The sequence below is a fragment of the uncultured Pelagimonas sp. genome, from assembly GCF_947498515.1.
Taxonomy (GTDB): Bacteria; Pseudomonadota; Alphaproteobacteria; order Rhodobacterales; family Rhodobacteraceae; genus Pelagimonas.
This window is the reverse complement of record NZ_CANMKO010000002.1, coordinates 140186-166553: the sequence shown is the minus strand read 5'-3', so window position 1 is coordinate 166553 and position 26368 is coordinate 140186. Positions and strand designations below refer to the sequence as shown.

General features: G+C 54.6%; 30 protein-coding genes and 1 tRNA gene. 15 read left to right on the top strand and 16 right to left on the bottom strand.

The features are described from left to right. Positions 1 to 2: 2 nt before the first annotated feature. On the bottom strand, positions 3 to 1226 hold the full coding sequence (locus tag Q1A43_RS04240; RefSeq protein WP_299932893.1) for a bifunctional alpha/beta hydrolase/OsmC family protein: 1224 nt from the start codon (positions 1224 to 1226) through the stop codon (positions 3 to 5). A gap of 118 nt (positions 1227 to 1344) precedes the next feature. Here Q1A43_RS04240 and Q1A43_RS04235 point away from each other — a divergent pair, with 118 nt between their 5' ends. The 3 genes from Q1A43_RS04235 to Q1A43_RS04225 are packed head-to-tail and all read left to right on the top strand — an operon-like array spanning position 1345 to position 3572. Beyond that, the gene (locus Q1A43_RS04235; protein ID WP_299932890.1) at positions 1345 to 2241 is read left to right on the top strand and encodes an endonuclease/exonuclease/phosphatase family protein; all 897 of its coding nucleotides are present in this window, start codon (positions 1345 to 1347) and stop codon (positions 2239 to 2241) included. Then, the gene (locus Q1A43_RS04230) at positions 2234 to 2806 is read left to right on the top strand and encodes an NUDIX hydrolase (protein ID WP_299932887.1); all 573 of its coding nucleotides are present in this window, start codon (positions 2234 to 2236) and stop codon (positions 2804 to 2806) included. Before Q1A43_RS04235 ends, Q1A43_RS04230 begins: the two co-directional genes overlap by 8 nt. Beyond that, positions 2796 to 3572, top strand: coding sequence for a DUF3445 domain-containing protein (locus tag Q1A43_RS04225; protein WP_299932884.1), 777 nt, complete (start codon positions 2796 to 2798; stop codon positions 3570 to 3572). Before Q1A43_RS04230 ends, Q1A43_RS04225 begins: the two co-directional genes overlap by 11 nt. Here Q1A43_RS04225 and Q1A43_RS04220 read toward each other — a convergent pair. After that, on the bottom strand, positions 3557 to 4390 hold the full coding sequence (locus tag Q1A43_RS04220) for a hypothetical protein (protein ID WP_299932880.1): 834 nt from the start codon (positions 4388 to 4390) through the stop codon (positions 3557 to 3559). The two genes, Q1A43_RS04225 and Q1A43_RS04220, sit on opposite strands and share 16 nt — an antisense overlap. 136 nt (positions 4391 to 4526) lie before the next feature. Further along, on the bottom strand, positions 4527 to 5336 hold the full coding sequence (locus tag Q1A43_RS04215) for a lytic transglycosylase domain-containing protein (protein WP_299928170.1): 810 nt from the start codon (positions 5334 to 5336) through the stop codon (positions 4527 to 4529). Positions 5337 to 5546: 210 nt separating this feature from the next. On the opposite strand from Q1A43_RS04215, the gene Q1A43_RS04210 reads away from it, so the two are divergent. Further along, positions 5547 to 6413: a YiiX/YebB-like N1pC/P60 family cysteine hydrolase gene (locus tag Q1A43_RS04210; RefSeq protein WP_299932877.1), complete on the top strand. Its 867-nt coding sequence runs from the start codon at positions 5547 to 5549 to the stop codon at positions 6411 to 6413. Here the strand turns inward: Q1A43_RS04210 and Q1A43_RS04205 are convergent. Continuing rightward, a complete protein-coding gene (locus Q1A43_RS04205; protein WP_299932875.1) occupies positions 6410 to 7000 on the bottom strand; it encodes a hypothetical protein in 591 nt (196 codons plus the stop codon). The genes Q1A43_RS04210 and Q1A43_RS04205 overlap by 4 nt on opposite strands. A 44-nt stretch (positions 7001 to 7044) precedes the next feature. Between Q1A43_RS04205 and Q1A43_RS04200 the strand changes: the two genes are divergently transcribed. After that, complete coding sequence (locus tag Q1A43_RS04200) at positions 7045 to 7320, top strand: hypothetical protein (protein ID WP_299932873.1); 276 nt, start codon at positions 7045 to 7047, stop codon at positions 7318 to 7320. Here the strand turns inward: Q1A43_RS04200 and glnA are convergent. Both glnA and Q1A43_RS04190 read right to left on the bottom strand, forming a co-directional pair. Next, the gene (gene glnA / locus Q1A43_RS04195) at positions 7317 to 8723 is read right to left on the bottom strand and encodes a type I glutamate--ammonia ligase (RefSeq protein ID WP_299932870.1); all 1407 of its coding nucleotides are present in this window, start codon (positions 8721 to 8723) and stop codon (positions 7317 to 7319) included. The genes Q1A43_RS04200 and glnA overlap by 4 nt on opposite strands. Before the next feature lie 89 nt (positions 8724 to 8812). Next, positions 8813 to 9151: a P-II family nitrogen regulator gene (locus tag Q1A43_RS04190; RefSeq protein WP_299928182.1), complete on the bottom strand. Its 339-nt coding sequence runs from the start codon at positions 9149 to 9151 to the stop codon at positions 8813 to 8815. 180 nt (positions 9152 to 9331) lie between these two features. Here Q1A43_RS04190 and Q1A43_RS04185 point away from each other — a divergent pair, with 180 nt between their 5' ends. Then, positions 9332 to 11035 (top strand): NAD(P)H-hydrate dehydratase, encoded by a 1704-nt coding sequence (locus Q1A43_RS04185; RefSeq protein ID WP_299932867.1) that lies wholly within the window; start codon positions 9332 to 9334, stop codon positions 11033 to 11035. Between the two features lie 15 nt (positions 11036 to 11050). Here the strand turns inward: Q1A43_RS04185 and Q1A43_RS04180 are convergent, their stop codons facing one another. After that, complete coding sequence (locus Q1A43_RS04180) at positions 11051 to 11458, bottom strand: Hint domain-containing protein (RefSeq protein WP_299928188.1); 408 nt, start codon at positions 11456 to 11458, stop codon at positions 11051 to 11053. Positions 11459 to 11738: 280 nt separating this feature from the next. On the opposite strand from Q1A43_RS04180, the gene Q1A43_RS04175 reads away from it, so the two are divergent. Next, positions 11739 to 11823 (top strand) — tRNA-Leu (locus Q1A43_RS04175). Positions 11824 to 11931: 108 nt separating this feature from the next. Here the strand turns inward: Q1A43_RS04175 and Q1A43_RS22475 are convergent. After that, positions 11932 to 12276 (bottom strand): PilZ domain-containing protein, encoded by a 345-nt coding sequence (locus tag Q1A43_RS22475; RefSeq protein WP_299928190.1) that lies wholly within the window; start codon positions 12274 to 12276, stop codon positions 11932 to 11934. A gap of 445 nt (positions 12277 to 12721) precedes the next feature. Here Q1A43_RS22475 and tig point away from each other — a divergent pair, with 445 nt between their 5' ends. Continuing rightward, positions 12722 to 14047: a trigger factor gene (tig, locus tag Q1A43_RS04170; protein ID WP_299928193.1), complete on the top strand. Its 1326-nt coding sequence runs from the start codon at positions 12722 to 12724 to the stop codon at positions 14045 to 14047. A 55-nt stretch (positions 14048 to 14102) separates the two neighbouring features. Here the strand turns inward: tig and Q1A43_RS04165 are convergent, their stop codons facing one another. Both Q1A43_RS04165 and Q1A43_RS04160 read right to left on the bottom strand, forming a co-directional pair. Continuing rightward, entirely contained in the window at positions 14103 to 15458 is a 1356-nt protein-coding gene (locus Q1A43_RS04165; RefSeq protein WP_299932864.1) for a PAS domain-containing methyl-accepting chemotaxis protein, read from the bottom strand. 129 nt (positions 15459 to 15587) lie between these two features. Beyond that, positions 15588 to 15956: a YMGG-like glycine zipper-containing protein gene (locus Q1A43_RS04160; RefSeq protein ID WP_299928199.1), complete on the bottom strand. Its 369-nt coding sequence runs from the start codon at positions 15954 to 15956 to the stop codon at positions 15588 to 15590. A gap of 217 nt (positions 15957 to 16173) precedes the next feature. On the opposite strand from Q1A43_RS04160, the gene Q1A43_RS04155 reads away from it, so the two are divergent. After that, on the top strand, positions 16174 to 16710 hold the full coding sequence (locus Q1A43_RS04155) for an ImmA/IrrE family metallo-endopeptidase (RefSeq protein WP_299928202.1): 537 nt from the start codon (positions 16174 to 16176) through the stop codon (positions 16708 to 16710). A gap of 100 nt (positions 16711 to 16810) precedes the next feature. Here Q1A43_RS04155 and rplI read toward each other — a convergent pair whose 3' ends face one another. The 3 genes from rplI to rpsF are packed head-to-tail and all read right to left on the bottom strand — an operon-like array spanning position 16811 to position 18056. Further along, entirely contained in the window at positions 16811 to 17431 is a 621-nt protein-coding gene (gene rplI, locus Q1A43_RS04150; protein ID WP_299932861.1) for a 50S ribosomal protein L9, read from the bottom strand. Between the two features lie 12 nt (positions 17432 to 17443). Next, positions 17444 to 17671 (bottom strand): 30S ribosomal protein S18, encoded by a 228-nt coding sequence (gene rpsR / locus Q1A43_RS04145; protein WP_097802815.1) that lies wholly within the window; start codon positions 17669 to 17671, stop codon positions 17444 to 17446. Between the two features lie 22 nt (positions 17672 to 17693). Continuing rightward, positions 17694 to 18056, bottom strand: a complete 363-nt coding sequence (gene rpsF, locus Q1A43_RS04140) for a 30S ribosomal protein S6 (RefSeq protein ID WP_299928210.1) — start codon at positions 18054 to 18056, stop codon at positions 17694 to 17696. Between the two features lie 265 nt (positions 18057 to 18321). Here rpsF and Q1A43_RS04135 point away from each other — a divergent pair, with 265 nt between their 5' ends. Together Q1A43_RS04135 and Q1A43_RS04130 are read left to right on the top strand one after the other, a co-directional pair. Next, a complete protein-coding gene (locus Q1A43_RS04135) occupies positions 18322 to 18555 on the top strand; it encodes a hypothetical protein (protein WP_299932858.1) in 234 nt (77 codons plus the stop codon). A 130-nt stretch (positions 18556 to 18685) separates the two neighbouring features. Beyond that, positions 18686 to 19255, top strand: coding sequence for a YceI family protein (locus Q1A43_RS04130; RefSeq protein ID WP_299932855.1), 570 nt, complete (start codon positions 18686 to 18688; stop codon positions 19253 to 19255). Between the two features lie 77 nt (positions 19256 to 19332). On the opposite strand, the gene Q1A43_RS04125 is transcribed toward Q1A43_RS04130, so the two are convergent. Further along, entirely contained in the window at positions 19333 to 20532 is a 1200-nt protein-coding gene (locus Q1A43_RS04125; RefSeq protein ID WP_299932852.1) for a cytochrome b/b6 domain-containing protein, read from the bottom strand. Between the two features lie 166 nt (positions 20533 to 20698). Between Q1A43_RS04125 and fabD the strand changes: the two genes are divergently transcribed. The 3 genes from fabD to Q1A43_RS04110 all read left to right on the top strand — a co-directional run bounded on the left by fabD (position 20699) and on the right by Q1A43_RS04110 (position 22943). Further along, positions 20699 to 21640: an ACP S-malonyltransferase gene (gene fabD, locus Q1A43_RS04120; RefSeq protein WP_299928222.1), complete on the top strand. Its 942-nt coding sequence runs from the start codon at positions 20699 to 20701 to the stop codon at positions 21638 to 21640. Between the two features lie 89 nt (positions 21641 to 21729). Beyond that, the gene (gene fabG / locus Q1A43_RS04115) at positions 21730 to 22467 is read left to right on the top strand and encodes a 3-oxoacyl-[acyl-carrier-protein] reductase (RefSeq protein ID WP_299932849.1); all 738 of its coding nucleotides are present in this window, start codon (positions 21730 to 21732) and stop codon (positions 22465 to 22467) included. A gap of 242 nt (positions 22468 to 22709) precedes the next feature. Beyond that, positions 22710 to 22943 (top strand): acyl carrier protein, encoded by a 234-nt coding sequence (locus tag Q1A43_RS04110; RefSeq protein ID WP_299928226.1) that lies wholly within the window; start codon positions 22710 to 22712, stop codon positions 22941 to 22943. 200 nt (positions 22944 to 23143) lie between these two features. On the opposite strand, the gene Q1A43_RS04105 is transcribed toward Q1A43_RS04110, so the two are convergent. After that, positions 23144 to 24148, bottom strand: a complete 1005-nt coding sequence (locus Q1A43_RS04105; RefSeq protein WP_299932846.1) for a Fe(3+) ABC transporter substrate-binding protein — start codon at positions 24146 to 24148, stop codon at positions 23144 to 23146. 80 nt (positions 24149 to 24228) lie between these two features. After that, the gene (gene mazG / locus Q1A43_RS04100; protein ID WP_299932843.1) at positions 24229 to 25056 is read right to left on the bottom strand and encodes a nucleoside triphosphate pyrophosphohydrolase; all 828 of its coding nucleotides are present in this window, start codon (positions 25054 to 25056) and stop codon (positions 24229 to 24231) included. Between the two features lie 61 nt (positions 25057 to 25117). Here mazG and Q1A43_RS04095 point away from each other — a divergent pair, with 61 nt between their 5' ends. Then, a complete protein-coding gene (locus Q1A43_RS04095; protein WP_299932840.1) occupies positions 25118 to 26275 on the top strand; it encodes a M20 aminoacylase family protein in 1158 nt (385 codons plus the stop codon). The last annotated feature ends 93 nt before the right edge of the window (positions 26276 to 26368 follow it).

Genomic DNA, 26368 nt, shown 5'->3' with positions numbered 1-26368 from the left:
CGTTATTCCGACGGGCATACCGCCAGTTCCGTGTCGATCTGGGCACCCTTTTCCAAGGTCCGGTGCACCGGGCATTTATCGGCAATCTCCAACAATCGCTGGATTTGATCCTCGCTCAGAGTGCCATCAAAACAAATCCGGCGCACAAAGCGATCAACCCGCGTGTCTTTGGCGGTTTCTGCGTCTTGCGCATGAACCTTGTCATGTACCACATCCACCGAAATCCCGGTAAGCGGCCACCCTTTGCGACGCGCATACATCCGGATCGTCATCGACGTACAAGCCCCAAGACCCGCGGCGACAAACCCATAGGGCGACATGCCACGATTGGTCCCGCCATAGGCTAGCGGTTCATCGGCAACGGCGTGGTGATGTGGCCCATGTTGGATGTCCTGCAAAAACCCGGCGGGGTCGGCCTCTTTGACACGCACAACCCCTTCGGGGGCCCCAATTGGCGGAGCAGGTGGACGCAGGTCCAGATAGCGACCGGCCCAGGCCGAAATCACGTCGGCGGCGTATTCCGCATCACAGGGATCGGTGACCAAATGGTCGGCATCATCAAGCGTTACAAAGCTTTTGGGGTGCTTTGCAGCGGTGAAAATCTCGGTCGCGTTGGAAATGTCGACGATCTCATCGCGTGGCGCATGAAGCACCAACAGCGCACGTTTCATTGTCGCAATAATCGGACCAAGCGTTTCGGCCTCGACGTCTTTGACAAAGTCATGGCCAAGGGTAACGGGACGTCCGCCCAACATGACCTCGGCCTTGCCTTTGGCGGCGATTTCATCAAGCGCATCGCCGAAGTTATGTGTCACATGTCCGGGGTCAAACGGGGCCCCGATGGTTGTGACCGCCTTGACGGACGCGATATCAGGCGCGGCGCGTAACACTGCCGCCCCGCCAAGCGAATGGCCAATCAACAGGCTAGGGGCCATGCCACGCGTTTCCAGATAGGCGGCGGCGGCGCGCAAATCGGCAACGTTTGAGGTGAAGGTTGTGTTTGAAAACTCGCCTTCGCTATGGCCCAAACCTGTGAAGTCAAAGCGTAAAACCGCGATCCCCATCGCCGAAAGACGGGCGGCAATCCGGCGTGCGGCGGGAATATCCTTACCGCAAGTGAAACAATGCGCAAACAGCGCCGTGGTCAGGTGCGGGCCATCGGGCAGGTCAAGCCGGGCGGCAAGCGTGCCGTCATGGCCTTGGAAAGTGATACGTTCAGTGGGCATTTGACATCCTGTATCAGGGGCGGCCCCTGATCTTGTGATTGTATGTGTGTGGCGTTGCCCTAAAACTGAGCGCCAAAGCGGCCGCACACAAGGGATGTGTCGGTCTGATGACGGGAAGGTGAGCGGTTTGACGGTTTTGGTGAAAGCTGTTGCAATACTGGCTGGGCTGACAGTGTTGGGTGGATTTGCCGGGAAATGGTACCCGGTCGGGGACTCTCTGGCGGTGTTTCGGGTTGAATTTACCGTGATTTGCGCCTTGGCGATCACTTGGTCGACCTGGCCGAAATTGATCCGTTGGGGCGTCACGGCCCTTTGTCTTGGAATTCTGGCGGTGCATGTTTTCAACGCAATGCCATCGGGGCAAAGCGGCGGTGATCTGACGTTGTATCAACAAAACCTGTTGTTCAACCGAGGCGACAAAGGGGCCGGCGCAATAGATGTCGTGCGTCAAAGGCTGCCAGATTTTGTAACATTTCAAGAAGTATCAGTCACCAATCGACCAATACTTGACGCTCTGCGCCCTGATTACCCGTCACAACACCTTTGTCCCTTGGGGGACGATCTAGGCGAGGCCGTGTTGTCCCGCCATCCCAAAATCGCAGGAAGCGGGTTTTGTTCAACCCGTGATGGTCTGGCGGGCATGCAGGTGCAAACGCCGTTCGGGCCAATTTGGGTGGTGTCGGTTCATCTGAGCTGGCCTTGGCCAAAAGGGCAGGCCCATCATGTGACGCAAATCTTGCCTCATCTGGAACGCTTGGATGGGCAGATTGTCATCGCCGGGGATTTCAACGCGGTGGCCTGGTCACATACGCTAAGCCAAATGCAAACCGTATCGGGAACCAAGCGGATTGGCCCTTATATGGTGAGTTTTTACTTGCCGATGGTCGGTTTACCCATTGGGATCGATCATGTTCTAACAAGTCTCGACACCGCAAACACGGTGACGCGTCTGGACATATCCGGTTCGGATCACCACGGTTTGTGGGCAAGCTTTTCGAGGTCTATTCATGACTGATCTGCACGATATCGGGCGTTTTATGTTTGATGACGCCCGCGAACGGGGTGACAAGGCGCGATTGGCGGCGTTCTTACACGAACATGGCGCGGCTAGTTTTTCACGTGACCCTCATATTGGCGGTCACGTCACCGGATCGGCTTTTGTCCTGTCGCCGGATAAACGAGCGGTTTTGATGACCCATCACGCAAAATTGGACCGATGGCTGCAACTGGGCGGGCATTGTGACGGGATTTGCGATGTGCGGTTTGTCGCGCAAAAAGAAGCCTATGAAGAATCCGGTCTGTCGCACATCTCATTCTTGTCGCCCGACGTTTTTGACCTCGACATTCACAGCATTCCTGCAACTTCTAGGGAGCCAGAGCATCTGCATTTTGATGTCCGCTTTTTGATGCAGGCGGATGATTGGGAGGTTCAACTCACCGCTGAATCCAAAGCGTTGAAATGGATTTCCTTAGCGGATTTAGAGATTTATACGCGCGACATTTCTGTTCTTAGATTGCGCGACAAAGTCGTAGAACGAGATGTCGGATCGCGTAGCCAGAGTGGTGAAAATGACATCTGAAACTGGCTTTAAACAACCCCTGATAGTAAATCGCCGCCTGCCTTTTGATCTCTCCAAGCCGAGGCCATTGCCCGGCATTGCGCCCTTGGAGATGGCGGAATGGCTGCATGTCGACGAGACCTATGAACAGCAAATGGCCCTTCGGCGACGGTTGATAACGGAGCGACCGCAAGATGTTTTGGCCCAGTCGCAAAGTGCGGGTGAGGCGGCCGAGGAACTCTTAGAAACCGTGTTGCAGAATCTACCGCCTCTATCTGGAAAAAATCCAGATCATGCAGCGGGCGCAGCCCTGCGTTTCACTTCGGAATCGCAGGGTAGTGATCTGGAAAAAATTGGAAAAATAGTTCAAGAAGACTTCTGCATTCTCCAAAAAACCGACTCGGAACATGTGATGACAGCAGCTGTGCTCTGCTTTCCAGCCAGTTGGATGTTGATGGAAAAAATCAACAGACCACTGACCCACATTCATGGAGCGGTTGATGAGTATGATCCGAATATTGCCAAACGGGTTCAGCGGCTTTTCGACGGTGTGCGACCGGAAAAACCGCTTTGGCGATGGAACGCGCTTTGGAACGACGACCCGGACCTGTTTCAACCTCGGGCGGTTTCTGATCCGCGCCCTCCGGCAGATCCGGATACAGCTCCTTACTTACGATGCGAACGGCAATGCATCCTCAGGCTGCCAGAAACCAAAGCTGTGGTGTTTTCCATCCACAGCTTTGTTTTGAACCGCGATGACGCGATGCGGGCTTATTGCAAGACCTGACGCAGGACCAGATTGAGACGATCGGTGTTGTAGAGAACCGCGAACAAAATGGTCACAACCATCACCTGCGATACCAGACGAAAATCCATGCCGCGATAGAGGCCAATGATGAACATCGCCACGCCGACCGGAAAAGAAATGATGGCGACTATGGCGGCGATCAACCAACTGGCCGCGCTAAGCCTTGACGTTTGTGCTTGATCGGAGACTTCGGGTTCCGGTGTCGCCGCTGGCGCAGCGAGCTCATCCTCGGTTGTGTCATAGAGTTCAGTTAAAATGTCCCGTTCCAGCGGTTGTTCTTCGAAATGGTCACCCAGAACCAAGGTTTCGGTGATCGGTTCGGACAAGGGCGCAGGTTCGGGCAAGGTCCGAGTTTCCGCAGGCGGAGTAGGTTGGGTCGGGTTTACCCGTCCGCGCTTGGGCGACACATAGCTACGCAGACGCACAAAGTCTTCGGCATCAAGCAAAACGTCTGGCGAATACCATTCGATAATGTCGGCAGGCGAATCCTTGAGGGCGCTTAGAACCGTGTCAGACAAAATCTGTGCGGCGGCTTCGTCTTCTGTCGGCGTGCCTTCGCTAGTGACCACTTCGAGAACCATACGAGGGCCGTAGTCGCTGTCTTCCTGAGGGGTAACGCGGAGGCCGAAAAATCCACCTCGTACTGTATCCGCAGTGTCATTGAGACGTGATCCGCCGTTCGGATGTGGGTCTAGTTTGGCTAGAACACGTCGCGCGGCGTTCAGGTACGGACGAGGGTCCAGATCCTGTGCATCGGGTAAAATCAACCCTGCATATGGATACTCGGTGGCGTACATAAGAGTCCTCATTGAAATAACATTCATCTTGAGGACCTGTTATCCCGCCTGAATTGGGTAACAATCAGGCGGAATAAAGATTTTAACGGTATTTTAGCGAACGCGTTTTGCCGTAATGGTTAACGCTACGTAAATCTTATTGATCGATGCGGATCGCAGCCGCGGCAATCGCCTGTTGATAGACGGTTGCGGCGTTCCATTCGTTCAAGACGCGAAAGTTTGGCTGACCTTCTTGGTAACCTTGACCGGGCTTCCAGCCTTTTTGGCGCAGGAAGTTGGCGGTCGAGGCAAGCGCATCGGCCTCTTTGTAGAAATCAACACGCCCATCGCCATTGCCATCAACGCCGTAGCGCATGGCGTTGCCCGGTAGGAACTGGGTGTGTCCCAACTCGCCATGATAGGCGCCTTTTTGGTTGGCGCTCAGCATGCCGCGATCGACCATTTTCAACGCGGCCATCGCATGGGGGGTGAAAAAGGCCGAGCGGCGGCAATCATAGGCAACGGTCAAGATCGACGACACAACGGTCGGGGCCTTTTTGGGCCACATGAATTTGCCATAGGCGGTTTCCATGCCGTGGATCGCAATAATTACACCGGAGGGCACACCATAGCGTTTTTCGAGGCTGGCATAGAAGTTGGCGTTGCGGGCCTTGCGTTTGCGGGCCGTTGCGGCGAACCCGTCAAGCGATCCGAGGCGAATTTTCACAAACTTATCAAAGCTGTACTTCACACCCTTTTGGCTACGGTCGGCTTTGATTGTGCCGTGGGAATAGCTTGCCCCCATAAGCGCATCAATGCCTCTTTGCTTGACGCCTGCCGCCTGCGCTTCGCGGGCAAATTCCTTTTTCCAGGCGTTGAACCCAGAGCTGTCATTGCCGCAGCTGGCGGCGAGCGCGGGGCCTGCGGTCAATAGTGAAAGGCAAAGGGCGGTAACGAAACGGCGCATGAGGCTCTCCGGACATAAGTATAAATTCAACGCGACGTTAACCGGTTTAGGGGCGCAGGGCCAAGGGGGAATTCCTGACTTTGGGCGACTTGGGTCGTGGCTCGCAGACGTAAATGCCGCAAGCGGTTGCGGCACAGTCGGCTTGTAAAAACCACCGCCACGGCGCATCTTTTGTGGCGAAAAATGGTCTGGTCGGATCAAGGAGAGGCAATGACGACTTGGCAAAGGCTTCGCTGTGCCGCGGCGATTGGAGGAGTGGCGCTTTTGGCGGCATGTACCCCATATACAGTTGCCCCAACAAACGATCAGCAAAGTGCAAAAGAACTTGGTCAAGCGTGCTGCGCTGCGCTTGAAGTCTATCCCGACCCGATGGTGTCGATCATGGAGCCAAAGGCCGATGAGTCCGCTCTTTTGAACAAGCCGCAAGTCTTGCGACGGCCTTATTTAAAGGACAAGCCGGAAGCGTGGGACTATGTGATGGGGTATCTGCGTCCGCTGGATATCTTGCTTGTCAGCGACAAAAGCCAGATCAGCGGCTATTTGATTCCGGGCTATTTCTCGCATTCATTGGTCTATCTAGGCACCGAAACGCAGCTCCGTCAGCGTGGGCTTTGGGATTTACCCGCTTTGCGCCCGCACCATGATCGCATTCGCAAGGGCGAGGTGTTTTTTGAAAGCACGCCGCCGGCGGTCACCTTTTCGCCTGCGGAGCAGGTTTTTGATGTTGATAGTGTTGCGATGCTACGTCCGGATTTGGATCAGTCCGAGCGCGACTATGCGCTGACAACATTGGTGGCGCAGTTGGGAAAACCCTTTGATATGCGCATGGATCTGTCATCCCAATCCTGTTTGTTTTGTGCTGAATTGATCAATTTGGCGATGCCGAGCCTATCGCTCCCGCAACAACAGGCCTATGGGCGAACCCTTATCGTGCCCGATGCAATTGCCGTTCATGCGATAACGCCGCAAACGGGTTTGGCAGTAGTTGGTTTTGTTGCCCGTGGCCGGTCAGGGGTGGAAAGCCTGCCTATTGAAAGCATGGCGTCAACCATCAAGCACCATTGGCCCAACTCTTAGTGTAGGCTGCTGAGAACAGGGCGGGCGGCGTCAGCCAGACGTTCAAACATGGATTTTGGCTCTGGCGGCGGGGCCAGGCTGTTTGCTCCGGTCAAACTGCCCGAGGCCTGTCGGATCAGGCTGCGCAGCTCGTCTTCATTGGGCAAATCATCTTTGGGTTTTTCCCGCGGTGTAATTGCGTCTTTATGCGGCGAGAAACTGTCCGCCAACCCTTCGATGAACCGCAAGCGTGGGATACGCACATCCGAACTTGGCCAAACAAGGAACGTCACCGGTAGGTTCAGTGCGAGCGGGAAAAGCAAAAACGCCAAATGGGCGCGTTTGGTATCGGTGTCGGATTGTAGCGCGTCATTTCGATCGGCAACACAAACGGTCAAATTGGTTTCGCGATCGCCATAGACGACTTCGAGGTGTGCACAAAAATGATCGCAGGTCACGATGACACAGTTTTGCGTGGTTTCAACGGCGGCAACCACCTCTTTGACACGCAAAAGGGCCGTGGTCAGAATCTCGGCCACCTTGGACAGGGACACAAACCGATCTTCTGTAAAGATCATGGTTGCTGTTGTGGCCAATGAACGTTGCATGCCCTGTCTCTCCTTTGCGGGTGGGTGCCTGAAACACCTGTATCGTGGGCAAGAAAGGCAGTGCTGGGGCAGGGGAGAGGGAAATAGGGCAGGACTGCGTCACGCCGCCCTTGGTTTTGTCAAAATGGCGTTGGATTAGGGCCGTTTTGACAAGAAAGGCCCGAATTGACATCAAAATGCCCCAAAACAGCGATGAGTTGATTAAAATTCAAGGCAATAATGTGGCGCTGAGCGGGCGTTTGGACCAAAGAAACGAGGTCAAAAGAAAAGGCCCCCGGAAACCGGAGGCCTTTCCAAATCTGAAATCCAAAATGGATTAGCAGCTGTAGTACATGCCGAACTCAACAGGGTGTGGCGTGTGCTCGTACAGCTCGATCTCTTCCATTTTGAGGGCGATGTAGCCTTCGATCTGGTCTTTGGTGAACACGTCACCAGCAACCAAGAAGTCATGATCGGCTTCCAGGCTCTCCATGGCTTCGCGAAGCGACCCACAAACAGTTGGGATACCGGCCAGTTCTTCGGCAGGCAGATCATACAAGTTCTTGTCCATGGCTTCGCCGGGATCGATCTTGTTTTTGATGCCGTCAAGGCCAGCCATCAGCAGAGCTGCAAAGCACAGGTAGGGGTTTGCCGCTGGATCAGGGAAACGAGCCTCAACGCGCTTGGCTTTTGGCGATTCAGTCCATGGAATACGAACACAACCCGACCGGTTGCGAGCCGAATAGGCGCGCAGAACGGGAGCTTCGAACCCTGGGATCAAACGCTTGTAGCTGTTTGTCGATGGGTTGGTGAAGGCGTTCAGCGTTTTCGCGTGCTTCAGGATACCGCCGATGAAATACAGCGCTTCCTGCGACAGGTCGGCGTATTTGTCGCCTGCAAACAGGGGCTTGCCGTCTTTCCAGATCGACATGTTTACGTGCATGCCGGTGCCGTTATCACCGTAGATCGGCTTGGGCATGAAGGTTGCGGATTTACCATACGCCTGAGCCACGTTGTGGATCACGTATTTGTATTTCTGCAGCTCGTCGGCCTGTTTGGTCAGGCTGTCAAAGATCAGGCCCAGCTCGTGCTGACAGGACGCCACTTCGTGGTGGTGCTTGTCGGTTTTCATGCCGAGGCGTTTCATGGTCGACAGCATTTCGGAACGGATGTCCTGAGCGTCGTCGATTGGGTTCACAGGGAAGTAACCCCCCTTAACGCCCGGACGGTGGCCGGTGTTGCCCATTTCGTATTCGGTGTCGGTGTTCCACGAGGCGTCGATTGCATCAACTTCGTAGGATACCTTGTTGATTGTGTTCGAGAAACGAACGTCATCAAACAGGAAGAACTCGGCTTCTGGGCCCATGTAAGCAACGTCGCCGATGCCGGAGGACTTCAGATAAGCTTCGGCTTTCTGGGCGGTACCACGTGGGTCGCGCTCATAAGATTCGCCGGTGTCCGGTTCTACGATCGAGCAGTGAACGCAGATGGTTTTTTCCGCATAGAACGGATCAACATAGGCGCTGTCACAGTCGGGCATGAGTTTCATGTCCGAGTTTTCAATCGATTTCCAGCCTGCGATGGAGGAGCCGTCAAACATGAAGCCTTCTTCGAGGAAGTCTTCGTCAACGAGATCAACATCGACGGTCACGTGCTGCAGCTTGCCGCGTACGTCGGTGAAACGAATGTCGACATATGCGACGTCTTCGTCTTTGATCAGCTTGAGCAGATCTTGTGCGCTCATATCACTATTCCCTTGGTTGCGTTGTTCTTGAAATCTAAGCAGGGCGCGGACATGGTTTTGTTGAAACCTCTGCGCCCCGAAATGTGGTTTTACAGAGCGTCCGAACCGGATTCGCCAGTCCGAATGCGGATGGCTTGCTCAACAGGGGAGACAAAAATTTTGCCGTCACCAATTTTGTCGGTTTTCGCCGCGGATGTGATCGCTTCGACGGCCCCATCGACCTGATCGTCATCCAAAACGATCTCGATTTTTACTTTGGGCAGAAAGTCGACGACATATTCTGCACCACGATACAGCTCGGTATGACCTTTTTGACGGCCAAAGCCTTTGACTTCGACGACGCTAAGGCCCTGAATGCCGGCGTCTTGCAAGGCTTCCTTTACCTCATCGAGCTTAAATGGCTTGATGATCGCTTCGATCTTTTTCATGGCCTTGGCTCCTCTCATGTAATCCCATTTCTTGGGGCTGAGGGAGACCACTTCTATTGGTCAGGGACAATCGGATAGGGTGACGCAGGTCGGTTTTGATGTGCTGAAAAATTCATCACGCCCTCAAATTGGGCGAAATGATTAAAAAATGTGCGAAAGTGAATCGCGGGGATTTGAACGATGACGGAATTGCTGACGGCGGCGCAGATGCGGGCCATAGAAGAGGCCGCGATCAAGAGCGGGGACGTCACAGGACTTGAGCTGATGGAATGCGCCGGGCAGGGCGTTGTTGACGCGGTTTTTGAAGAATGGCCGGAATTGTTGCGCACAGCGGAGCAAGAGGGCAGCCCCTCGCACTCCCCGGAGTTTGGTGGGCAAAATGACGCGCCGCTGAAGGCGGTTGTTTTATGTGGACCCGGTAACAATGGCGGTGATGGCTTTGTTGTTGCACGTTTGTTGAAACGGTGTGGCTGGGAGGTTGTGTTGTGGCAATTGGCGCCGCTCAGCGCGTCCGCCGAAGATGCGCTTGAATGTGAGAAACAATGGATTGAACTCGGCGGGGCAACCACTGAGTGGGAGCAGCTCAAGGAATTGGCGGCACCGGACCTTGTTGTTGATGCGATCTTTGGAACGGGGTTGGCGCGACCGGTTCCGCAGACTGTCGCCGACATCTTCCGTCGGGTTCGCGATCAATGGCAAAAGCAAGCACTTAAAGATGGGCGTACCTGTCGATGTGTTGCGGTTGATATTGCAAGCGGTTTGTCGTCTGATACCGGGGCGATCCTTTTGCCCGATATTGACCCGAAAGAGGGGCTGGCACAGGAGTGGCCCGGTTTCATGGATTGGGTGTTTCATGCGGATTTAACCGTCACCTTTCACAATGCCAAACTAGGCCATTTTATTGGGTCTGGTGATGGGCCGACAGGCAAGATTGTGATCAAACGCCTAACCGGTATACCGCCCTACGATAGCCCTTGGGGGCTACCCGTTTCCAAAGCCGGACATGTTCGTTTGTTGGAGCCCAAGCTTTTTGGTCGCGATCGACCGTTGGTCAAACATGTCCCACAATTGCAAAAACTTTCGGGCCACAAGTTTGATCATGGGCATGCATTGGTTTTGTCCGGCCCTCCGGGACAGGGTGGGGCCGCGCGTTTGGCGGCGCGCGGGGCGTTGCGGGTCGGGGCCGGTCTGGTGACGGTTGGCTGTCCGATGCGGGCGGTGACCGAACATGCCATCCATTTGAACGCCATTATGGTGCGGGGGCTTGATGGCACCCATGGGCTTTCCGAACTTTTAGAAGATAGTCGGATTAATGCGGTTTGCCTTGGGCCAGGTTTGGGGCTTGGACCTGCGACGGCGGATTTGGTGCGCAACACCCTGTCTTCAAAACGCGGCACCGTGCTTGATGCCGACGCGTTGTCCCGCTTTCAACGTAAACCGGAAATCTTGTTTGAATCCTTACATGACAACTGTGTTCTGACACCCCATGGCGGCGAATTCGCCCGGCTGTTCCCGGATATTGCTGACAAACTCGAACATGAACCGGGGTTTTCCAAGGTCGAGGCCACGCGCGAGGCGGCCAAGCGGGCCGGATGCGTTGTCTTATTCAAAGGCGCAGACACGGTGATTGCCTCATCAGAGGGATACTGTTCAGTCAATGCATCTTACTATGACCAATCGGCCCCTTGGCTGGCGACTGCCGGGGCTGGGGATGTCCTTGCTGGGGTAATCACAGGCCTTTTGGCGCGCGGAATGAATGCCGTTGAAGCTGCGCAAGCCGGGGCGTGGCTCCACTCTGAAAGCGCACGCAGCTTTGGGCCCGGGTTGATTGCCGAAGATTTGCCCGAGCAATTGCCCAAGGTTTTTCGATCCTTGGGCCTATAAACTAGTGCTAGACGGTCAGGCTGGCACGGTCACTTGAGTGGCCGATGCCAGCTCCAGACCATCGGCATAAATGATTTGTGGTGTATCGAAATGCAATTCGAACAAGTCCAAAGTAACTGTGCCGGCATCGCGAATGAACTCTCCATCCACCAGACGGCTGGCCGGCACCAAAGCCTGATCCGCACCGAACAATGCTGCGGCACGCCAATCTCTGACATGAATCTCTTGATTTGCAGGAATTAGCGCGTCGCGTTCAGGGCGTGAGACACCCAACGTTCCGTGTTGGATTTCAACGGTTGGGATGTCGCGGCGATAGCGGTTGATCCGAACAAGCGTTGCGACCCCACTATTGCGAGAGATCACACGATCCCCCTCGTTCAAAAATTCTACCGGAAGTGCGCCGTCCAACGTTAAAACCACCATTCCGGCGGGTAACGCATTACAAGCGTCTTCAGGCGCAATATGGCGCGCGTGGGAATCTGCCCCTAGAGCACGCCGGACCGTTTTCGGTTCCATTGGCGTATTGCCTCTTATGTTTTCTGCCTCATTGTCGCCATATTATTGCAAGAACTAGTAAATGTCGCGCTTTTTCTTACGCTTAAATCCGATCAAATTAATTGTAATTTTCCTCTCGCACTTACGTCAAAGCTTTGCTAAACCCCGCCAGACCGGAGCAGCGAAATGCGAGTCACCGGTTTAGGATGCGGGTGTGGCGGAATTGGTAGACGCACCAGATTTAGGTTCTGGCGCCGCAAGGCGTGGGGGTTCAAGTCCCTTCACCCGCACCATTATCACTGATTTCAAAAGGTGCGATGCGTGTTTCAGACTTGCCCTGTGAAAACAAGTCCTGGGGTAACCTTGGATTTCTTCCCGTCAAGTCGCTCTGAATAGGACGGTCAAAACTGGTCCGCTAACCGTGTCTCCAAATAGCTCGCCAAAATCTGTTTTTCAGCTTCGGAAATCCGAAATTCCAACCCGGCCTTAAAGGGTTCGATCCAGCGCAGGTTAGCTTCACAAGTTCCCTGTCCAGGGACAGTAAAACGAACGATTTGATGTTCTTGAAAGGGACAGGGATCACCTTGAAACTCAACCATGGCACCGGCCGAAGAAACATCTTTTACTTTGCATGGCACAACATGATGACCTTGCGAAACTTGCGCCGGTACAGACGTTGAATAGCGCTCGTTTTTGCGAGGTGTCAGTTTGTTCGTCGCGTTCGGGTCAAGCAGTCTGTGCAGCATTGAAAGGTCCGCCTCAGTGGTCTGATCTGGTCTTCAGTGACGGATAAGTCCAAGCGGTTAACGCCGCCTTAAGACTTGCTGGCATTGTTGTTTAAACTTTCCCAAAATTGGTTGGTTATAACAGCAAAAAACTGTTTTTGGCTGACTGCTATGCTCGAAGGATACAATGAGGCTGGGCACTTCATTTCGTCGCATTAGCGATGGTTCTCGAAAGGTGCCAGCCTCTTTGTGCAAAACTCACGACACGAGTGTATAACCTTGTTCAAGGCGACGGTTGATGACCGCGAAGCAGCGGAAAGTGACAATTTACGCCTGGTTGGGCGGTTGCAGGTCGATTCAGCACAGAAATGACCTTGCGCGGGCCGACGCCCATGCTTAGAAGAGCGCAGATTTATACATGTGCTGTGGCGCTGCGCGCCTCGGCCAAGCCGAAAAGAGGACGAACATGCAGGTCACCGAGACCCTGAACGAAGGCTTGAAGCGCGCCTATTCCATCGTGATCACAGCTGCCGAGCTTGATGCAAAGGTTGATGCCAAGCTGGTAGAAGCGCAGCCTGAAGTCGAAATGAAAGGCTTCCGCAAGGGCAAGGTCCCTATGCCTCTGCTGAAAAAGCAGTTTGGTCAGCGCCTGATGGGCGAAGCCATGCAGGAAACCATCGACGGCGCGATGAACAAGCATTTTGAAGACAGTGGCGATCGTCCTGCGATGCAGCCTGAAATCAAGATGACCAACGAAGACTGGAAAGAGGGCGACGACATCAATGTCGATATGTCCTACGAGGCGCTGCCCGAAGTTCCAGAAGTCGACATGAGCGCCATCTCGGTTGAGAAACTGGTTGTCAAAGCTGATGATGCAAGCGTCGACGAAGCCCTGGCATCTCTGGCCGAAACCGCGCAGGAATTCGACACCAAAGACGGTGCCGCAGAAGACAAAGACCAAGTTGTCATCGACTTCTTGGGCAAAGTTGACGGCGAAGCATTCGACGGTGGTGCCGCCGAAGATTACCCGCTGGCACTTGGCTCCGGTTCCTTCATCCCCGGCTTCGAAGAGCAGCTGATCGGCGTCAAAGCTGGTGACGAAAAAGACGTCAACGTCAAGTTCCCTGAGGAATATGGCGCGGAAAACCTTGCCGGTAAAGACGCCGTGTTTGAGGTGAAAGTCAAAGAAGTCAAAGCGCCCAAAGCCGCTGAGATCAATGACGAACTGGCTACAAAATTTGGTGCCGAAGATCTGGATGGCCTCAAAGGTCAAATCCGTGAGCGTTTGGAAGCGGAATACACCGGCGCAGCCCGTCAGGTGATGAAGCGCGCCATGCTGGACGAGCTCGATAAACTGGTTTCTTTTGATCTTCCACCGTCGCTGGTCGAAGCAGAAGCGGGTCAGATTGCCCACCAGCTGTGGCATGAAGAAAACCCAGAGGTCGAAGGCCACGATCACGATAAGATCGAGCCAACGGACGAGCACAACACACTTGCCGAGCGTCGCGTGCGCCTAGGCCTGTTGTTGGCCGAGCTGGGGCAGAAAGCCGAAGTGGAAGTTTCAGAAGCTGAAATGACCCAGGCGATTATGAACCAAGCGCGCCAGTACCCAGGTCAGGAGCGTGCGTTCTTTGACTATGTGCGTGAAAACCCACAGATGCAGCAACAGCTGCGCGCACCAATCTTTGAAGACAAAGTGATCGATCACATCGCCGAGCAGGCTAATGTGAGCGAAAAAGAGATCTCTAAAGACGATCTGCAAAAAGCTGTGGAAGCGCTCGACGACGAGTAAGCCAACGCTTGACACTAATAGAGAGCCGCCTGAGATTTCAGGCGGCTTTTTTCGTTTAAGACGCGCGCTGTACTTTTCCTTTGGTTGTGTCCCAAGCGGTGGCATCGGAGTGCGTTGTATTGAAACTGGCAACCTGATCAGACAGGGAAGCGCTGTCTTTTTGCAACGATTTGCTGATCTCGGTTGTTTCCAGAACCATTGACGCATTGCTTTGCGTCACGTGGTCCAAATCAGCGATGGCAGTGTTAATTTGGGCCAATGTCGAAGACTGCTGGTTCAGGCCGCTGGAGATATCTTTGATGTGACTAGAAATTGTCCCGACACCTTCAAAAATATTGTTTAACTCACGGCTCGCCTGCTGAACCAACTCCGCCCCTTCGGCCACATGTTCGCTGCTTTGGTTGATCAGCTGTTTGATGTCACGCGCCGAATTGGCTGATTGTTGGGCAAGGGCACGCACTTCGGTTGCGACGACGGCAAATCCACGTCCTGCCTCGCCCGCGCGGGCTGCTTCAACACCGGCATTCAACGACAAAAGGTTTGTTTGAAACGCCAAATCGTCAATGACAGTGATGATCTGAGAGATTTCCCCGGACGATTTTTCGATTCGTCCCATAGCGTCGGTCACATCCTTGACCACTTGGCCGCTGTCTTGCGCGGCGGCACGGGTATTGGACGCGATGTCATCAACATTGCGCGCCTTATCAGCAGCAGAGGTGGCATGGGTGGTCAGCGCCTCAATTGCCGCGGCGGTTTCCTCCAATGTCGCAGCTTGTGTTTCGGTGCGTTCCGAAAGCTGTTCAGACGATAGATGCATAAGACTGCTGCTCTGAGAAATCGTCGCGTTACCAGATTTCACCTGCGATACCAAAAACTGCAGCTGGTCGCAGGCTTCGTTAAAGGCCTCAATAACCGAATCAAGGTCTGGAACGTCACAGGGGGCAACGCGATATGTTAAATCCCCATCTCGAAGCCGATGAAGCCCCTTTGAGATGCTACCAACTCCGGTGCGCCGAGCGGTCACATCGCTGGCAATTTTGATTACGCGGGTGATGTCTCCATTGTCATTTCGCACCGGTGAATAGGTTGCTTGAATCCAGATGGTGGACCCATCTTTGCGCCGTCGCGGGAACTGATCAGAAAAGGATTTTCCTTCCCTCAAATCCTCCCAAAATTCTTTGTATTCTGAGCTTTGTCGATATTCAGGGTCAACAAACATCGCATGTTTCTGACCTTTGATTTCAGTCAGATCGTAGCCAAGCGCCGATTGAAAATTTTGGTTGGCATTCGTGATAGTACCATCCGGCTCAAAATAGATGACTGCCTGAGTTTCCTCGATCATCTTTAACAACGCGTTTTGCTCGCGATTGTGTTGGTCTTGTTTCTGAGGCGGTTTGCCAAAGAACGTCATTGCAGCCTCCTTTTTGTCCGCGCAATTTCTTTGAAACTGCTCAAAAGAAGTGAGGAAGTTACTAATGATAAAGTCGAAGCTATCAAAATTGGATAAAACCCCAAAGCTGCCGCCCTGGGGTCCTAACACTTAGCCGACCACGTTGTGACCGCGGTTCTGAAGACAGCGGATCACAACGTGCCGTTTTTCGACGTTTAGGTCATCTTGAGCCGCCGCAACACCCGCTATTGCGCCGACACCGGCTCCGACCAACGCGCCTTCGGCGACATCGTCTTCGTTATCCAATGCTCCAAAAACAGCCCCACTCGCGGCCCCGATCAGCGCCCCGTTGCCACGTGCGTCGGGGCGGTAATTCGCAGCCAGCTCTTTGCAGCCCTTTAAATCTTGTGAAAACATTGCGTTGCGTGGGCCGTCAGTGACGTAGGAGCGATCCATCGGTTCGGTGCACGCGCCCAAGGACATAGCGCTGATTAAAAGAACGATTTTAAAGTTTTCCATTGGTTTTCCCTAATTCAGACGGTCGGAATGACCTTGAAATCGGTTTTACCGGCCGAGGTTTTGTCAGGAAATTCCCCGTAGCTGCATGGTTTCTAAACGATTTTGCATGGGAAGCTTGGCGTAATGTGGGGATTTACCGGGCGGAAAGATTTGTCGTGCTAACTGACTAAGAGCAAACTGCTACGCTTTTCTAAGTTGGCCATGTAGGACGTCGTGAATGCCCCGTAAATACCCGAATTATCCGTATATTGAGCCTTTGACCTGCGGCAAGACGGATGATCAGATACTCGCCATTGTTGACAAGCTTCTGGTTCAAAACCCGCAATTGTCTTTGCAAGACGGTGGTCCGCTGGATTCGTTGTGCCGCGCTTTGGAAGTGGATGTAGAGTATTCTGATCTGCCCAACGATATCCTGTTGGATGTTCCCGCTGATCGTAACGCGGTGATTTTTTTAGCAAAAAACTCCAAAACCCGGCATGATCGTCTCGCAACGGCGACTGGACTTGGCCATTGGTTGTTGCATGTGCCCCCGACGCGCAAGGCCCATCCCGATGTTGGCATTCAGGCACTTTATGACCCAACGGACCCTGAGGCGTTCAATGAAGCACGGCGCTTTGCCTTTGCTTTGTTGATGCCAGAAGCCGCGTTCAAAAGCCTATGGTATGAGGGTGGGGGGCAGTTAACTGCCGAAACGCTGAATGTTCCGACCCAATCCGTTTACGACCGTGCGAAAACGTTGGAACTCTCCAACTAAGGTCTAAAGCGGTCCGAATGTGGGAATACCAAGTTTAAACCGAGCAATAAAAAACCCGCCCGAGGATGCCTCGAGCGGGTTATTTTTTTCAAAAGACCTATCAGTCTTCGGAAGCTGTGTCGTCTTCTGCGGCCGGAGCCGGTGCATCATCACCATCTTCGTCAGCAGCGGCACCAAGGTCGTCAAACAACTGGGACACTTCGAATTCAGCTTGCGCTTCTTCTTCAGCGGCCAGTTCTTGGATCGACTTGCCGGAGGCTTGCAGTTCTGCTTCTTCTTCCGAGCGAGCAACGTTCATTTTGATCTGAACGGTGACTTCGGGGTGAAGAACAACATCTACAGTGTGCAGACCCAGCTCTTTAATTGGATCGATGATCACAACCTGTTTGCGGTCAATCGAGAAACCAGCAGCGGTTGCAACTTCGGCGGCGTCACGGGTGGTGACGGAACCATACAAGTTGCCGCCGTCAGACGCGGAACGAATCACGACGAACTGTTCGCCATCGAGTTTTTCGCCAAGCGCTTCGGCTTCTTTTTTGGTTTCCAAGTTGCGCGCTTCAAGCTGAGCTTTCTGGGCGTCGAACTGAGCGATGTTCTCTTTCGAGGCGGTCAGTGCTTTGCCTTGCAGCAGCAGGAAGTTACGTGCGTAACCCGCTTTAACGTCTACGACGTCGCCCATTTGGCCTAGCTTGGCCACACGTTCCATAAGGATAACTTTCATTGTCAGTTCTCCTTATTTCACGGCGTAGGGCAGCAGGGCGAGGAAGCGGGCGCGTTTGATGGCTTTTGCCAATTCACGCTGCTTTTTCGCGGATACTGCGGTGATACGGGAAGGAACGATTTTGCCGCGCTCAGAGATGTAGCGCTGCAGAAGACGTGTGTCTTTGTAATCGATCTTAGGTGCGTTGTCGCCCGAGAAGGGGCAGACTTTGCGACGGCGGAAAAACGGTTTTGCAGCCATGGTTTAGCTCCTCTTCTTTGGGTTAGTCGCGTGGGCGGCGTTCGCGGCGGTCGCCACGTTCGTCACGCTTTTGCATCTGAACAGAAGGACCTTCGGCGTGCTCATCGACCTTGATGGTCAGGATGCGCATCACGTCATCATGCAGACCCATCAGACGTTCCATTTCCTTAACCGCAGGAGCGGGGGAATCGGTACGCAGGAAGGCATAGTGACCTTTGCGGTTCTTGTTGATTTTGTAGGCCATGGTCTTCACGCCCCAGTATTCGGACTCAACGACTTTGCCGCCGTTATCAGCCAAAACTGTGGTGAAGTGCTCTACAAGGCTCTCGGCCTGCGCGTTGGACAAGTCCTGACGCGAAATAAAGACATGCTCGTACAGGGGCATGTGCTCTCCGTTTATATCTAGGCGCATTTCAAAGGGCCGGGTTAAATCCTTTCGCCCCAACCCACGAGAGACTGCGCGGTTCAAACTATCTTGCGAAGGATGGCTCCTTCTACACGCTTTGGCCAAGCATGCAAGGGCGATGGGCGGCTTTTGAACGGCCTTTTTGCCGCCTTGATCGGGATGCCCTGAAATCCTCGCTGATCCGCCCAATTTACGTCTTTATTTAACGAAATTCTGGGAGGGTCAGAAGGCAAGGAGACCCGTCATGGATATCGCAATGTCACAGTTGGCCAAACAAGGCCCTCGTTTAACAGCCCCATCGCGGTTTTTGCAAAAACTGATCCTGTCTTTCATCGGATGCACAATGGGCATGGCCGGATTTGGCATCTGGTTGGTGTCGAGCGTCTCGGGCGATCCGGTGATGTTGTTGATCAAGCTAGGCCTATCCTTGTTCATGCTGATCGTCGGACTATGTTGCATGTTGGTTGCGCGTTCCTAAAGCGTTTCGCGATCACGGGCGCGTGATTGTTGAAATGCGCACCAAATCTGTGGGTAATCGGGCAATTGCGCACAGAGCGACCACGCTTCACCTATGTCGCATCTTTTCGTGAACACACAAGGAACGCGTCATGAAGTTTGCCCTCGTTGCTGCCGCTTTGGCCACCGCCCCAATCGCAGCCACCGCTGCCGACAACTATGTGCTCGACCCAAGCCATAGCCAGATTGTTTTCAACTACAACCACCTCGGTTATTCAACGACTTACGGGATGTTCTCTGGCTTTGAAGGTCAGATCTCCTGGGATCGCGACGATGTTGCCAAGTCGTCTGTTACCGTTTCTTTCCCGGTTCGCACCATGATGACCGGTTGGGAAGAACGTTTCACCCATTTCATGGCTCCCGATTTCTTTGACGCTGCCGAAGATGAAATGGTGAACTTCGCCTCGACAAGCATCGAAGTCACTGGCGACACAACCGCCAAAATCACCGGCGACCTGACCTTGAACGGTGTGACCAAGCCGGTTGTTTTGGATGCCAAGTTGAACCAAGAGGGCGACCACCCGATGGCGGGCAAACCTTGGGCCGGCTTTGACGCCACGACGACCGTTGTCCGCTCCGAGTTTAACTTGGGTGCCTTTGCCCCCTACGTCAGTGACGAAGTCCAGCTGATGATTTCGGTTGAGGCAATGAAAGCCGAGTAAGCGACTATCGCTAATGAATAAAAGCCCCTGCGATTGGTGTCGCGGGGGCTTTTTTATGTCCAGATTTGGCTTGGGTGTTAACGCTCTGCAGTGAGTGACACCTCAACAACAACCTCAAATCCAAGCTGACCGGGGTCTTGATTGCCCTCGCCAATGCCAAAAGCGCGACGATCCAATTCGAAAGCGGCTTGCATCTGTGCCTGATTGCCATCCAAGGCTAGGTCGAAGGGAAATTCTAGAGGAACCGTTTGGTCGCGTATCGTCAAAGTGCCTTTGGCAACATAGGTGTCGTTTTGGACGATGATATCGGCCACGAATTGCGCGGTTGGAAACGACGGTGCATCGAAATAGTCTGGGCCAAGCGCTTGGGAGGTGACCGAGCCGAGGCTGATCGAGGCAATAGCGATGGTCACATCAACCGATCCCGCCACGCCGTCCTGCACAGTTTCGTCAAAGGAAATGCTTGCGGTCCAATCTGAAAAGCCACCGGCAACGGCGCTGCCAAACTGGGAAATGGTCAAGGCGATTGTGCCCTCACGTGTTTGCCACTCGGTGTCAACGGCTTCGAGTTGGGGCGCGGCAATTTCGGTGTGATCAAAGAGACCCAAACCGGAGCCGATCCCAAACCCTGCAATCCACACCACAACCGCCGCGCTTATAGGGGCGAGCTTTTGACCCTTGTGGTGCGGGGCGGTGATTGGTGCCGCTTCAGAGGATTGCCCCGGCAACATCCGTGCCAAAGTTTCATCGCGGTCGACAAAGCGATGTTTGAGCGCCCCAGCGATATGCAGCAGCAAGGACACAACCAAAACTCGTTCCAAAACAATATGCGCCCCAGCGGCCATGTCGGCCAACTCCGGACTTTGTGGAACAAAGGGTAGGCTTTGACCCAAGGGCCACAGGATTGGGGCAAACCCGGTTGTGGCGGCATGTTCGACCCACCCCGACAGGGGCACCAACACAAGCGAGCCATATAGCAAGACATGCACAGTTTCGGCCGCAAAGGTTTCGAGCTTGCGATCGGGATGCAAAGGTGCGGGTTTGGGTTGCGAGAACATCCACAAAATCCGCGCGATGGCGATGGCAAACACCGTGATGCCCAAAGTTTTATGGGCTGAAAAAAGCTGCACCTTCCATGCAAGCGCCTCGGGGCTATCCGAAGCGGCCCCGTTGGCGACAATGCCCAAGGGGATCATGATAAAAATGCCAAGGGCTGTCAGCCAATGAAGGGCTTTGGCAAGGCTCCCGTAGTGGGATGATGTATTGGCGAGGGCCATGAGCAAACTCCTGGGGCAAACTCCTGAAACGATCCCTTGGTCTTACCCTTTGCAAAACTGCGCGCAATTGCCGCCAATGCACAGCATTGGTGCGTTGTCGTTGCACGGCGGGGCACAGAGTTGTAAGGGCAGGGGGAGACAAAGAGCTTTACCTAAGGAGACAGGCATGACCCGCGCTTTCATCTTTCCCGGTCAAGGGGCCCAATCCATCGGCATGGGCCGCGATCTGGCCGAGGCATATCCCCAAGCCAAAGCGGTTTTTGATGAGGTCGACGAGGCGCTTGGCGAAAAGCTGTCTGACCTGATCTGGGAGGGTGACATTGCTGATCTGACCCTGACCGCCAATGCGCAACCGGCGCTAATGGCGACTTCGATTGCGGCGATGCGCGCGCTAGAGGCCGAAGGAGTGTCGATCGAGGCGGCGTCATTCGTTGCGGGTCACTCTTTGGGGGAATATTCGGCGCTGACGGCGGCCGGTGCGTTGACTGTTGGTGATGCGGCCAAATTGCTGCGTGCACGCGGAAATGCGATGCAGGCCGCGGTTCCCGTGGGCGAGGGAGCGATGGCCGCCATTCTGGGTCTTGACCTTGAAGCCGTGCGTGCGGTTGCCAAACAAGCGGCCCAAGGCGAGGTTTGCGCTGCGGCCAATGACAACGACCCTGCGCAGGTGGTGATTTCCGGCTCAAAAGCCGCCGTGGAACGCGCCGTTGATATCGCCAAGGAAGCCGGGGCCAAACGGGCGCTGTTGCTGCCGGTAAGCGCGCCTTTCCATTGCGCCTTGATGGAGCCCGCGGCCCATGCCATGGCGCAGGCCCTAGAAGCCACACATATTGAAACACCCAAAGTTCCGGTGGTCGCCAATGTTGTCGCTGAGGCCATTGATGACCCGGCCGTGATCCGGTCGCTTTTGGTTGATCAGATTTGTGGCTCTGTGCGGTGGCGCGAGTCGGTTGAATGGATGGTGGCGCGCGATGTCACCGAATTCTGGGAAATTGGCGCGGGCAAGGCCCTTTCCGGCATGGTGAAACGCATCCATCGCGGTGCGACCCTGCGCAATATTGGCACAGCCGCAGACGCAAAAGCGGCGGCCGAAAGCCTAAACGGTTAATCTGGGCGACCAAAACTTTTCGAAAAGTTTTGCAAAAGTTTTCAGAAAACTTTTGGGGCCCGGAACGGCGGGCGGAGAAAGGATAAGAGATGTTTGATCTGACAGGAAAATCAGCACTGATCACCGGTGCATCGGGTGGTATTGGCGGCGAAATCGCCAAAGCGCTGCATGCGGCGGGGGCCAATGTCGGGCTGTCTGGCACGCGGGTGGAACCGCTTGAGGCTTTGGCGGCTGAGCTGGGCGAGCGCGCCTTTGTGTTGCCTTGCAACCTTTCGGATGCGGAGGCCGTGAACGGCCTACCCAAGCAAGCCATCGAGGCCATGGGGGCGGTTGATATTCTGGTCAATAATGCCGGGATCACCCGCGATAACCTGTTTATGCGCATGTCCGAAGATGAATGGGCCAGCGTTGTTGAGGTCAACATGACCGCGACCTTCCGCCTCTGCAAAGGGGTGATGCGCGGCATGATGAAATCGCGCTGGGGCCGGATTGTGAATATTTCCTCGGTGGTTGGGGCCACTGGCAATCCGGGGCAGGGCAACTATGCCGCCGCCAAGGCCGGTGTGATCGGCATGTCAAAGTCTTTGGCTTATGAAGTTGCTTCGCGTGGGATCACAGTGAACGCTGTTGCGCCGGGATTTATTGAAACGGCGATGACTGACAAGCTGACAGATGATCAGAAATCGGGGATTTTGACGCAGGTTCCCGCCGGGCGCATGGGCACACCAGAAGAGATCGCAGCGGCGGTCTTGTATCTTTCGAGCAAAGAAGCGTCTTACACCACGGGCGCGACCTTGCATGTCAATGGTGGCATGGCCATGTTGTAACCGCGCAGCACGGTTTTGACCCTGCGGCGGTGGAAAGCATTTGCCATCACCGCTGCCTGTGATATAGGCGCGCAGGAAAAGGTTTGGGTGGATTCCTTCTATCCAGACGAGCCCGGTAAATCCGGGGGAACGAGCCGCCCGCAAGGGCAAACCAAGCCCCCCGGCTGGGGCACTAACCAAGCCACCCCGTTGGGGCGAGGGCAAAACGGGCCGACCGGGCCTGATAGAAGTGAGGAAAGAACATGAGCGACATCGCAGATCGCGTGAAGAAGATTGTTGTTGAGCACCTGAGCGTGGAAGAAGAGAAGGTTGTTGAAGCCGCCTCTTTCATCGACGATCTTGGCGCAGACAGCCTCGACACTGTTGAGCTGGTTATGGCTTTCGAAGAAGAATTCGGCATCGAGATTCCAGATGACGCCGCCGAAACCATCCAGACATTTGGCGATGCGGTTAAGTTCATCACAGAAGCGTCCTAAGCTTCTCTGAGACTTGCAGTGAAACGGCGTCCTTTTGGGCGCCGTTTTCTTTTGGATGGGAGCGCCGCTGGTGCCCCTAGGGGCACGCCGCCCCGCCCACCATCCCGTCAGTTGGAACACGAAAAAGGCCCACTCGTTAGTGAGAGGGCCTTTTCTATTGCTAGGCTGGTGACTGGGGATGTTTTCCGATGTCTCGAGACTTACCCGTCGAAATCGACCGTTTCGACCAATTTCAGCGCTTCGGCACGGTGGCCAGCAAGGGTCATAAGGTTGACGTCATCGGCGGTAAAGCTTCCCCAGCCGGTGACCAGTGCGTCGGCTTCGGTGCCCGGTGCGATCGGGTATTCGAAATTTGCCTCTGCGTAGATTTCCTGAGCCTTGGGGGACGCCAAGAATTCCATCATTTTCAACGCGTTCTCTTGGTTCGGGGCGGATTTGGTCATCGCCACACCAGAGACGTTCACATGGGTGCCGGCCCCTTCGAACACGGGGAAGATCACGTTGACACTATCGGCCCAAGCTTTTTGCTCTTCGTCCGATAGCATTTTGCCCATGTAATATGTGTTACCAAGCGAGATGTCGCATTCGCCGGACCAGATCGCCTTGACCTGAGCGCGGTCGTTGCCCTGTGGTTTGCGTGCGAGGTTGGCTTTGACGCCTTCGAGCCAGGTTTTGGTCTCCTCGGCACCGTGATGTTCGATCATCGCCGATACAAGCGCGATGGTGTAGGCATGGGTGCCTGAGCGCGTGCAAATGCGACCTTTCCATTTCGGGTCCGCGAGATCTTCGTAGGTGGAGACTTCGCCCTCGGCGACGCGATCCTTGGAAGCATAGACAATCCGCGCGCGGGTGGTCAGACCCCACCAATGACCGTCAGGGTCATGATAGGCGGCGGGCACGTTGGCTTCGAGCGCTTCGGATTTAACCGGTTGGGTCAGACCCGCGTTTACGGCGGCGGCCAAGCGCGAAATATCTGTGGTCAGGATCATGTCAGCGGGGGAGCGGCTACCCTCGGCCTGAAGGCGCTCGATCATACCTTGTTTCAGGTACGCGACGTTGACTTTGATGCCGGTTTCTTCGGTAAACGCATCTGTAAGCGGCGCGATCAGCTCGGGCTGACGATAGGAATAGATGTTGATTTCTTCTGCAAAAGCGGGTGCGGCAACGGCCAGGGTGGTGAGGGCGGTGGTAAGGCGCAAGAACATGGTGCTCTCCTAAAGCAACGTTTTCGTTGCGCGTCTCTTAACCTGACTAAATTACTTGGGTCAATACCTGATAATGATTATCAGGTACTTTTTTCTTCGATTTTTGCCGCATCCCAAAGCGCATCCATTTCTTGTAGGTCACTGTCTTTTGGGGATTTTCCACGCGCCTCCAACGCCGCTTCGATATACTCAAAGCGACGGGTGAATTTGGCATTGGCGGCGCGCAAGGCCGCTTCGGGGTCAATTTTCCAGTGTCTGGCCAAGTTTGCCATGACAAACATCAAGTCCCCAAACTCTTCGAATTTTTCCTCGGGCGTCTCGCATTGTTCGACTTCGCGCATTTCTTCAACCAGTTTGTCAAAGACCTCGTCGGTGCTGGGCCAATCAAATCCGACCCGCGCGGCACGGTTTTGCAATTTCACCGCCCGCATCAAAGCGGGTAGGCCCATCGCGACACCGTCCAAGACACCGGTTTGTTTCTTGGCAGCGCGTTCGGCGGCTTTGATCTTTTCCCAATCCAAAGTTTGTTGGTCTGAGGATTTGTCCCGGTTTTCGTCGCCAAAAACATGGGGGTGCCGGGCGACCATCTTGTCCGACATGGTATCGGCGATGTCATCAAAGTTGAAATACCCGGCCTCATCGGCCATTTGGGCATGAAATACCGATTGAAAGAGCAGGTCGCCCAGCTCTCCCTTAAGCTCATCCCAAGCCTCGCGCTCAATGGCGTCGGCGACTTCATAGGCCTCTTCAATGGTATAGGGGGCGATGCTGGCGAAATCCTGTTCCAAATCCCAAGGGCATCCGTCGTTTGGATCGCGCAGGCGGCGCATGATTTCGATCAGGCGGGGCATGCCGCCGTTTGGGGTGTGTACCAGTTTGTCAGAGGCGTCTTTCGTCACGTCGGTCATTGCATGTCCCAAGGCTTTTGTTCACCAAAGGGATGCGGCATCAAGACAGAGGAGTCCAGCCATGGCAGTTGTGAACCGAATTGCGGGTTTTGCAGAGGAAATGGCGGGATGGCGTCAGCATATCCACCAAAACCCGGAACTTGGGTTGGATTGTCATAAAACGGCGGCTTTTGTTGCCGCGCGTTTGCGCGAATTTGGTGTGGATGAGGTTCATGAAGGTATCGCAACAAGTGGAGTGGTCGCGGTGATCAACGGCACGGGCGACGGGCCGGTGACTGGATTGCGGGCCGATATGGATGCGCTGCCGATGGATGAAGCCACCGGCAGACCCTATACCAGCCAAGTGCCGGGGCGAATGCATGCCTGTGGCCATGATGGGCATACGGCGATGTTGCTGGGCACTGCGAAATACTTGGCCGAGACGCGTAATTTCACCGGCAAGGTTGTCTTGCTGTTCCAACCGGCCGAAGAAATCATCGGTGGCGGGCGGATTATGGTCCAAGATGAGAACGTGATGGAACGGTTTGGGATCGAAGAGGTTTATGCGCTTCACACGGACCCATTTGGAGAGCTGGGCGAGTTTCGCACAAATGGTGGGCCTATCATGGCGGCGGTGGATGATTTCACCATCACGGTTCGCGGTAAGGGGGGCCATGCGGCCTATCCCGCCAATTGCCGTGATCCCTTTCCCTGTGGGGTGGCGATTGCACAGGCCCTGCAAACCATTGTCAGCCGAAATGTCGACCCGCTTGAGGCCTTGGTTGTCTCGATGACCCAATTTCACGGCGGATCAGCCATGAATGTGATTCCCGGTGAATTGATGATTGCGGGAACGGCGCGCAGTTTGACGCCAGAGGTGAGGGCGTTGGCCGAGCAGCGCATCCGCGCCATTGTTGAGGGGCAGGGGGCGGCTTTTGAAATGGAGGTCGAGCTGGACTACGACAAAAGCTACCCGCCATCGATCAACCACGAAAAACAGGCGATGTTTGCGGCGGATGTGGCGCGTGAGGTGTCGGGACAGGTGATTGATGATCTGCCGCCGGAAATGGGTGCCGAAGACTTTTCCTATATGCTTGAGGCGCGACCCGGTGCGTTTTTGTTTTTGGGCCAGGGAGTTGGACCGTCAGTGCATCACCCGGAATTTGATTTTAACGATGACGCGGCTCCGATCGGGGCGTCTTTCTTTGCCCGTTTGATAGAAACGCGGCATCGCGTCTAAGCGGGCCCAAATTCCGTGCACGGAATTTGTAAAATCCATGCATGGATTTTGTTGCGCGCCGCGTGAGAGAGCGCTTGAGCTTTGAGAGGAATT

Coding starts and splice junctions, on each gene's coding strand:
- Q1A43_RS04240 (WP_299932893.1), bottom strand. CDS start 1,226: ATGCCCACTGAACGTATCACTTTCCAAGGCCATGACGGCACGCTTGCC.
- Q1A43_RS04230 (WP_299932887.1), top strand. CDS start 2,234: ATGACTGATCTGCACGATATCGGGCGTTTTATGTTTGATGACGCCCGC.
- Q1A43_RS04225 (WP_299932884.1), top strand. CDS start 2,796: ATGACATCTGAAACTGGCTTTAAACAACCCCTGATAGTAAATCGCCGC.
- Q1A43_RS04220 (WP_299932880.1), bottom strand. CDS start 4,390: ATGTACGCCACCGAGTATCCATATGCAGGGTTGATTTTACCCGATGCA.
- Q1A43_RS04215 (WP_299928170.1), bottom strand. CDS start 5,336: ATGCGCCGTTTCGTTACCGCCCTTTGCCTTTCACTATTGACCGCAGGC.
- Q1A43_RS04210 (WP_299932877.1), top strand. CDS start 5,547: ATGACGACTTGGCAAAGGCTTCGCTGTGCCGCGGCGATTGGAGGAGTG.
- Q1A43_RS04205 (WP_299932875.1), bottom strand. CDS start 7,000: ATGCAACGTTCATTGGCCACAACAGCAACCATGATCTTTACAGAAGAT.
- glnA (WP_299932870.1), bottom strand. CDS start 8,723: ATGAGCGCACAAGATCTGCTCAAGCTGATCAAAGACGAAGACGTCGCA.
- Q1A43_RS04190 (WP_299928182.1), bottom strand. CDS start 9,151: ATGAAAAAGATCGAAGCGATCATCAAGCCATTTAAGCTCGATGAGGTA.
- Q1A43_RS04185 (WP_299932867.1), top strand. CDS start 9,332: ATGACGGAATTGCTGACGGCGGCGCAGATGCGGGCCATAGAAGAGGCC.
- Q1A43_RS04180 (WP_299928188.1), bottom strand. CDS start 11,458: ATGGTGGTTTTAACGTTGGACGGCGCACTTCCGGTAGAATTTTTGAAC.
- Q1A43_RS22475 (WP_299928190.1), bottom strand. CDS start 12,276: ATGCTGCACAGACTGCTTGACCCGAACGCGACGAACAAACTGACACCT.
- tig (WP_299928193.1), top strand. CDS start 12,722: ATGCAGGTCACCGAGACCCTGAACGAAGGCTTGAAGCGCGCCTATTCC.
- Q1A43_RS04165 (WP_299932864.1), bottom strand. CDS start 15,458: ATGACGTTCTTTGGCAAACCGCCTCAGAAACAAGACCAACACAATCGC.
- Q1A43_RS04160 (WP_299928199.1), bottom strand. CDS start 15,956: ATGGAAAACTTTAAAATCGTTCTTTTAATCAGCGCTATGTCCTTGGGC.
- Q1A43_RS04155 (WP_299928202.1), top strand. CDS start 16,174: ATGCCCCGTAAATACCCGAATTATCCGTATATTGAGCCTTTGACCTGC.
- rplI (WP_299932861.1), bottom strand. CDS start 17,431: ATGAAAGTTATCCTTATGGAACGTGTGGCCAAGCTAGGCCAAATGGGC.
- rpsR (WP_097802815.1), bottom strand. CDS start 17,671: ATGGCTGCAAAACCGTTTTTCCGCCGTCGCAAAGTCTGCCCCTTCTCG.
- rpsF (WP_299928210.1), bottom strand. CDS start 18,056: ATGCCCCTGTACGAGCATGTCTTTATTTCGCGTCAGGACTTGTCCAAC.
- Q1A43_RS04135 (WP_299932858.1), top strand. CDS start 18,322: ATGGATATCGCAATGTCACAGTTGGCCAAACAAGGCCCTCGTTTAACA.
- Q1A43_RS04130 (WP_299932855.1), top strand. CDS start 18,686: ATGAAGTTTGCCCTCGTTGCTGCCGCTTTGGCCACCGCCCCAATCGCA.
- Q1A43_RS04125 (WP_299932852.1), bottom strand. CDS start 20,532: ATGGCCCTCGCCAATACATCATCCCACTACGGGAGCCTTGCCAAAGCC.
- fabD (WP_299928222.1), top strand. CDS start 20,699: ATGACCCGCGCTTTCATCTTTCCCGGTCAAGGGGCCCAATCCATCGGC.
- fabG (WP_299932849.1), top strand. CDS start 21,730: ATGTTTGATCTGACAGGAAAATCAGCACTGATCACCGGTGCATCGGGT.
- Q1A43_RS04110 (WP_299928226.1), top strand. CDS start 22,710: ATGAGCGACATCGCAGATCGCGTGAAGAAGATTGTTGTTGAGCACCTG.
- Q1A43_RS04105 (WP_299932846.1), bottom strand. CDS start 24,148: ATGTTCTTGCGCCTTACCACCGCCCTCACCACCCTGGCCGTTGCCGCA.
- mazG (WP_299932843.1), bottom strand. CDS start 25,056: ATGACCGACGTGACGAAAGACGCCTCTGACAAACTGGTACACACCCCA.
- Q1A43_RS04095 (WP_299932840.1), top strand. CDS start 25,118: ATGGCAGTTGTGAACCGAATTGCGGGTTTTGCAGAGGAAATGGCGGGA.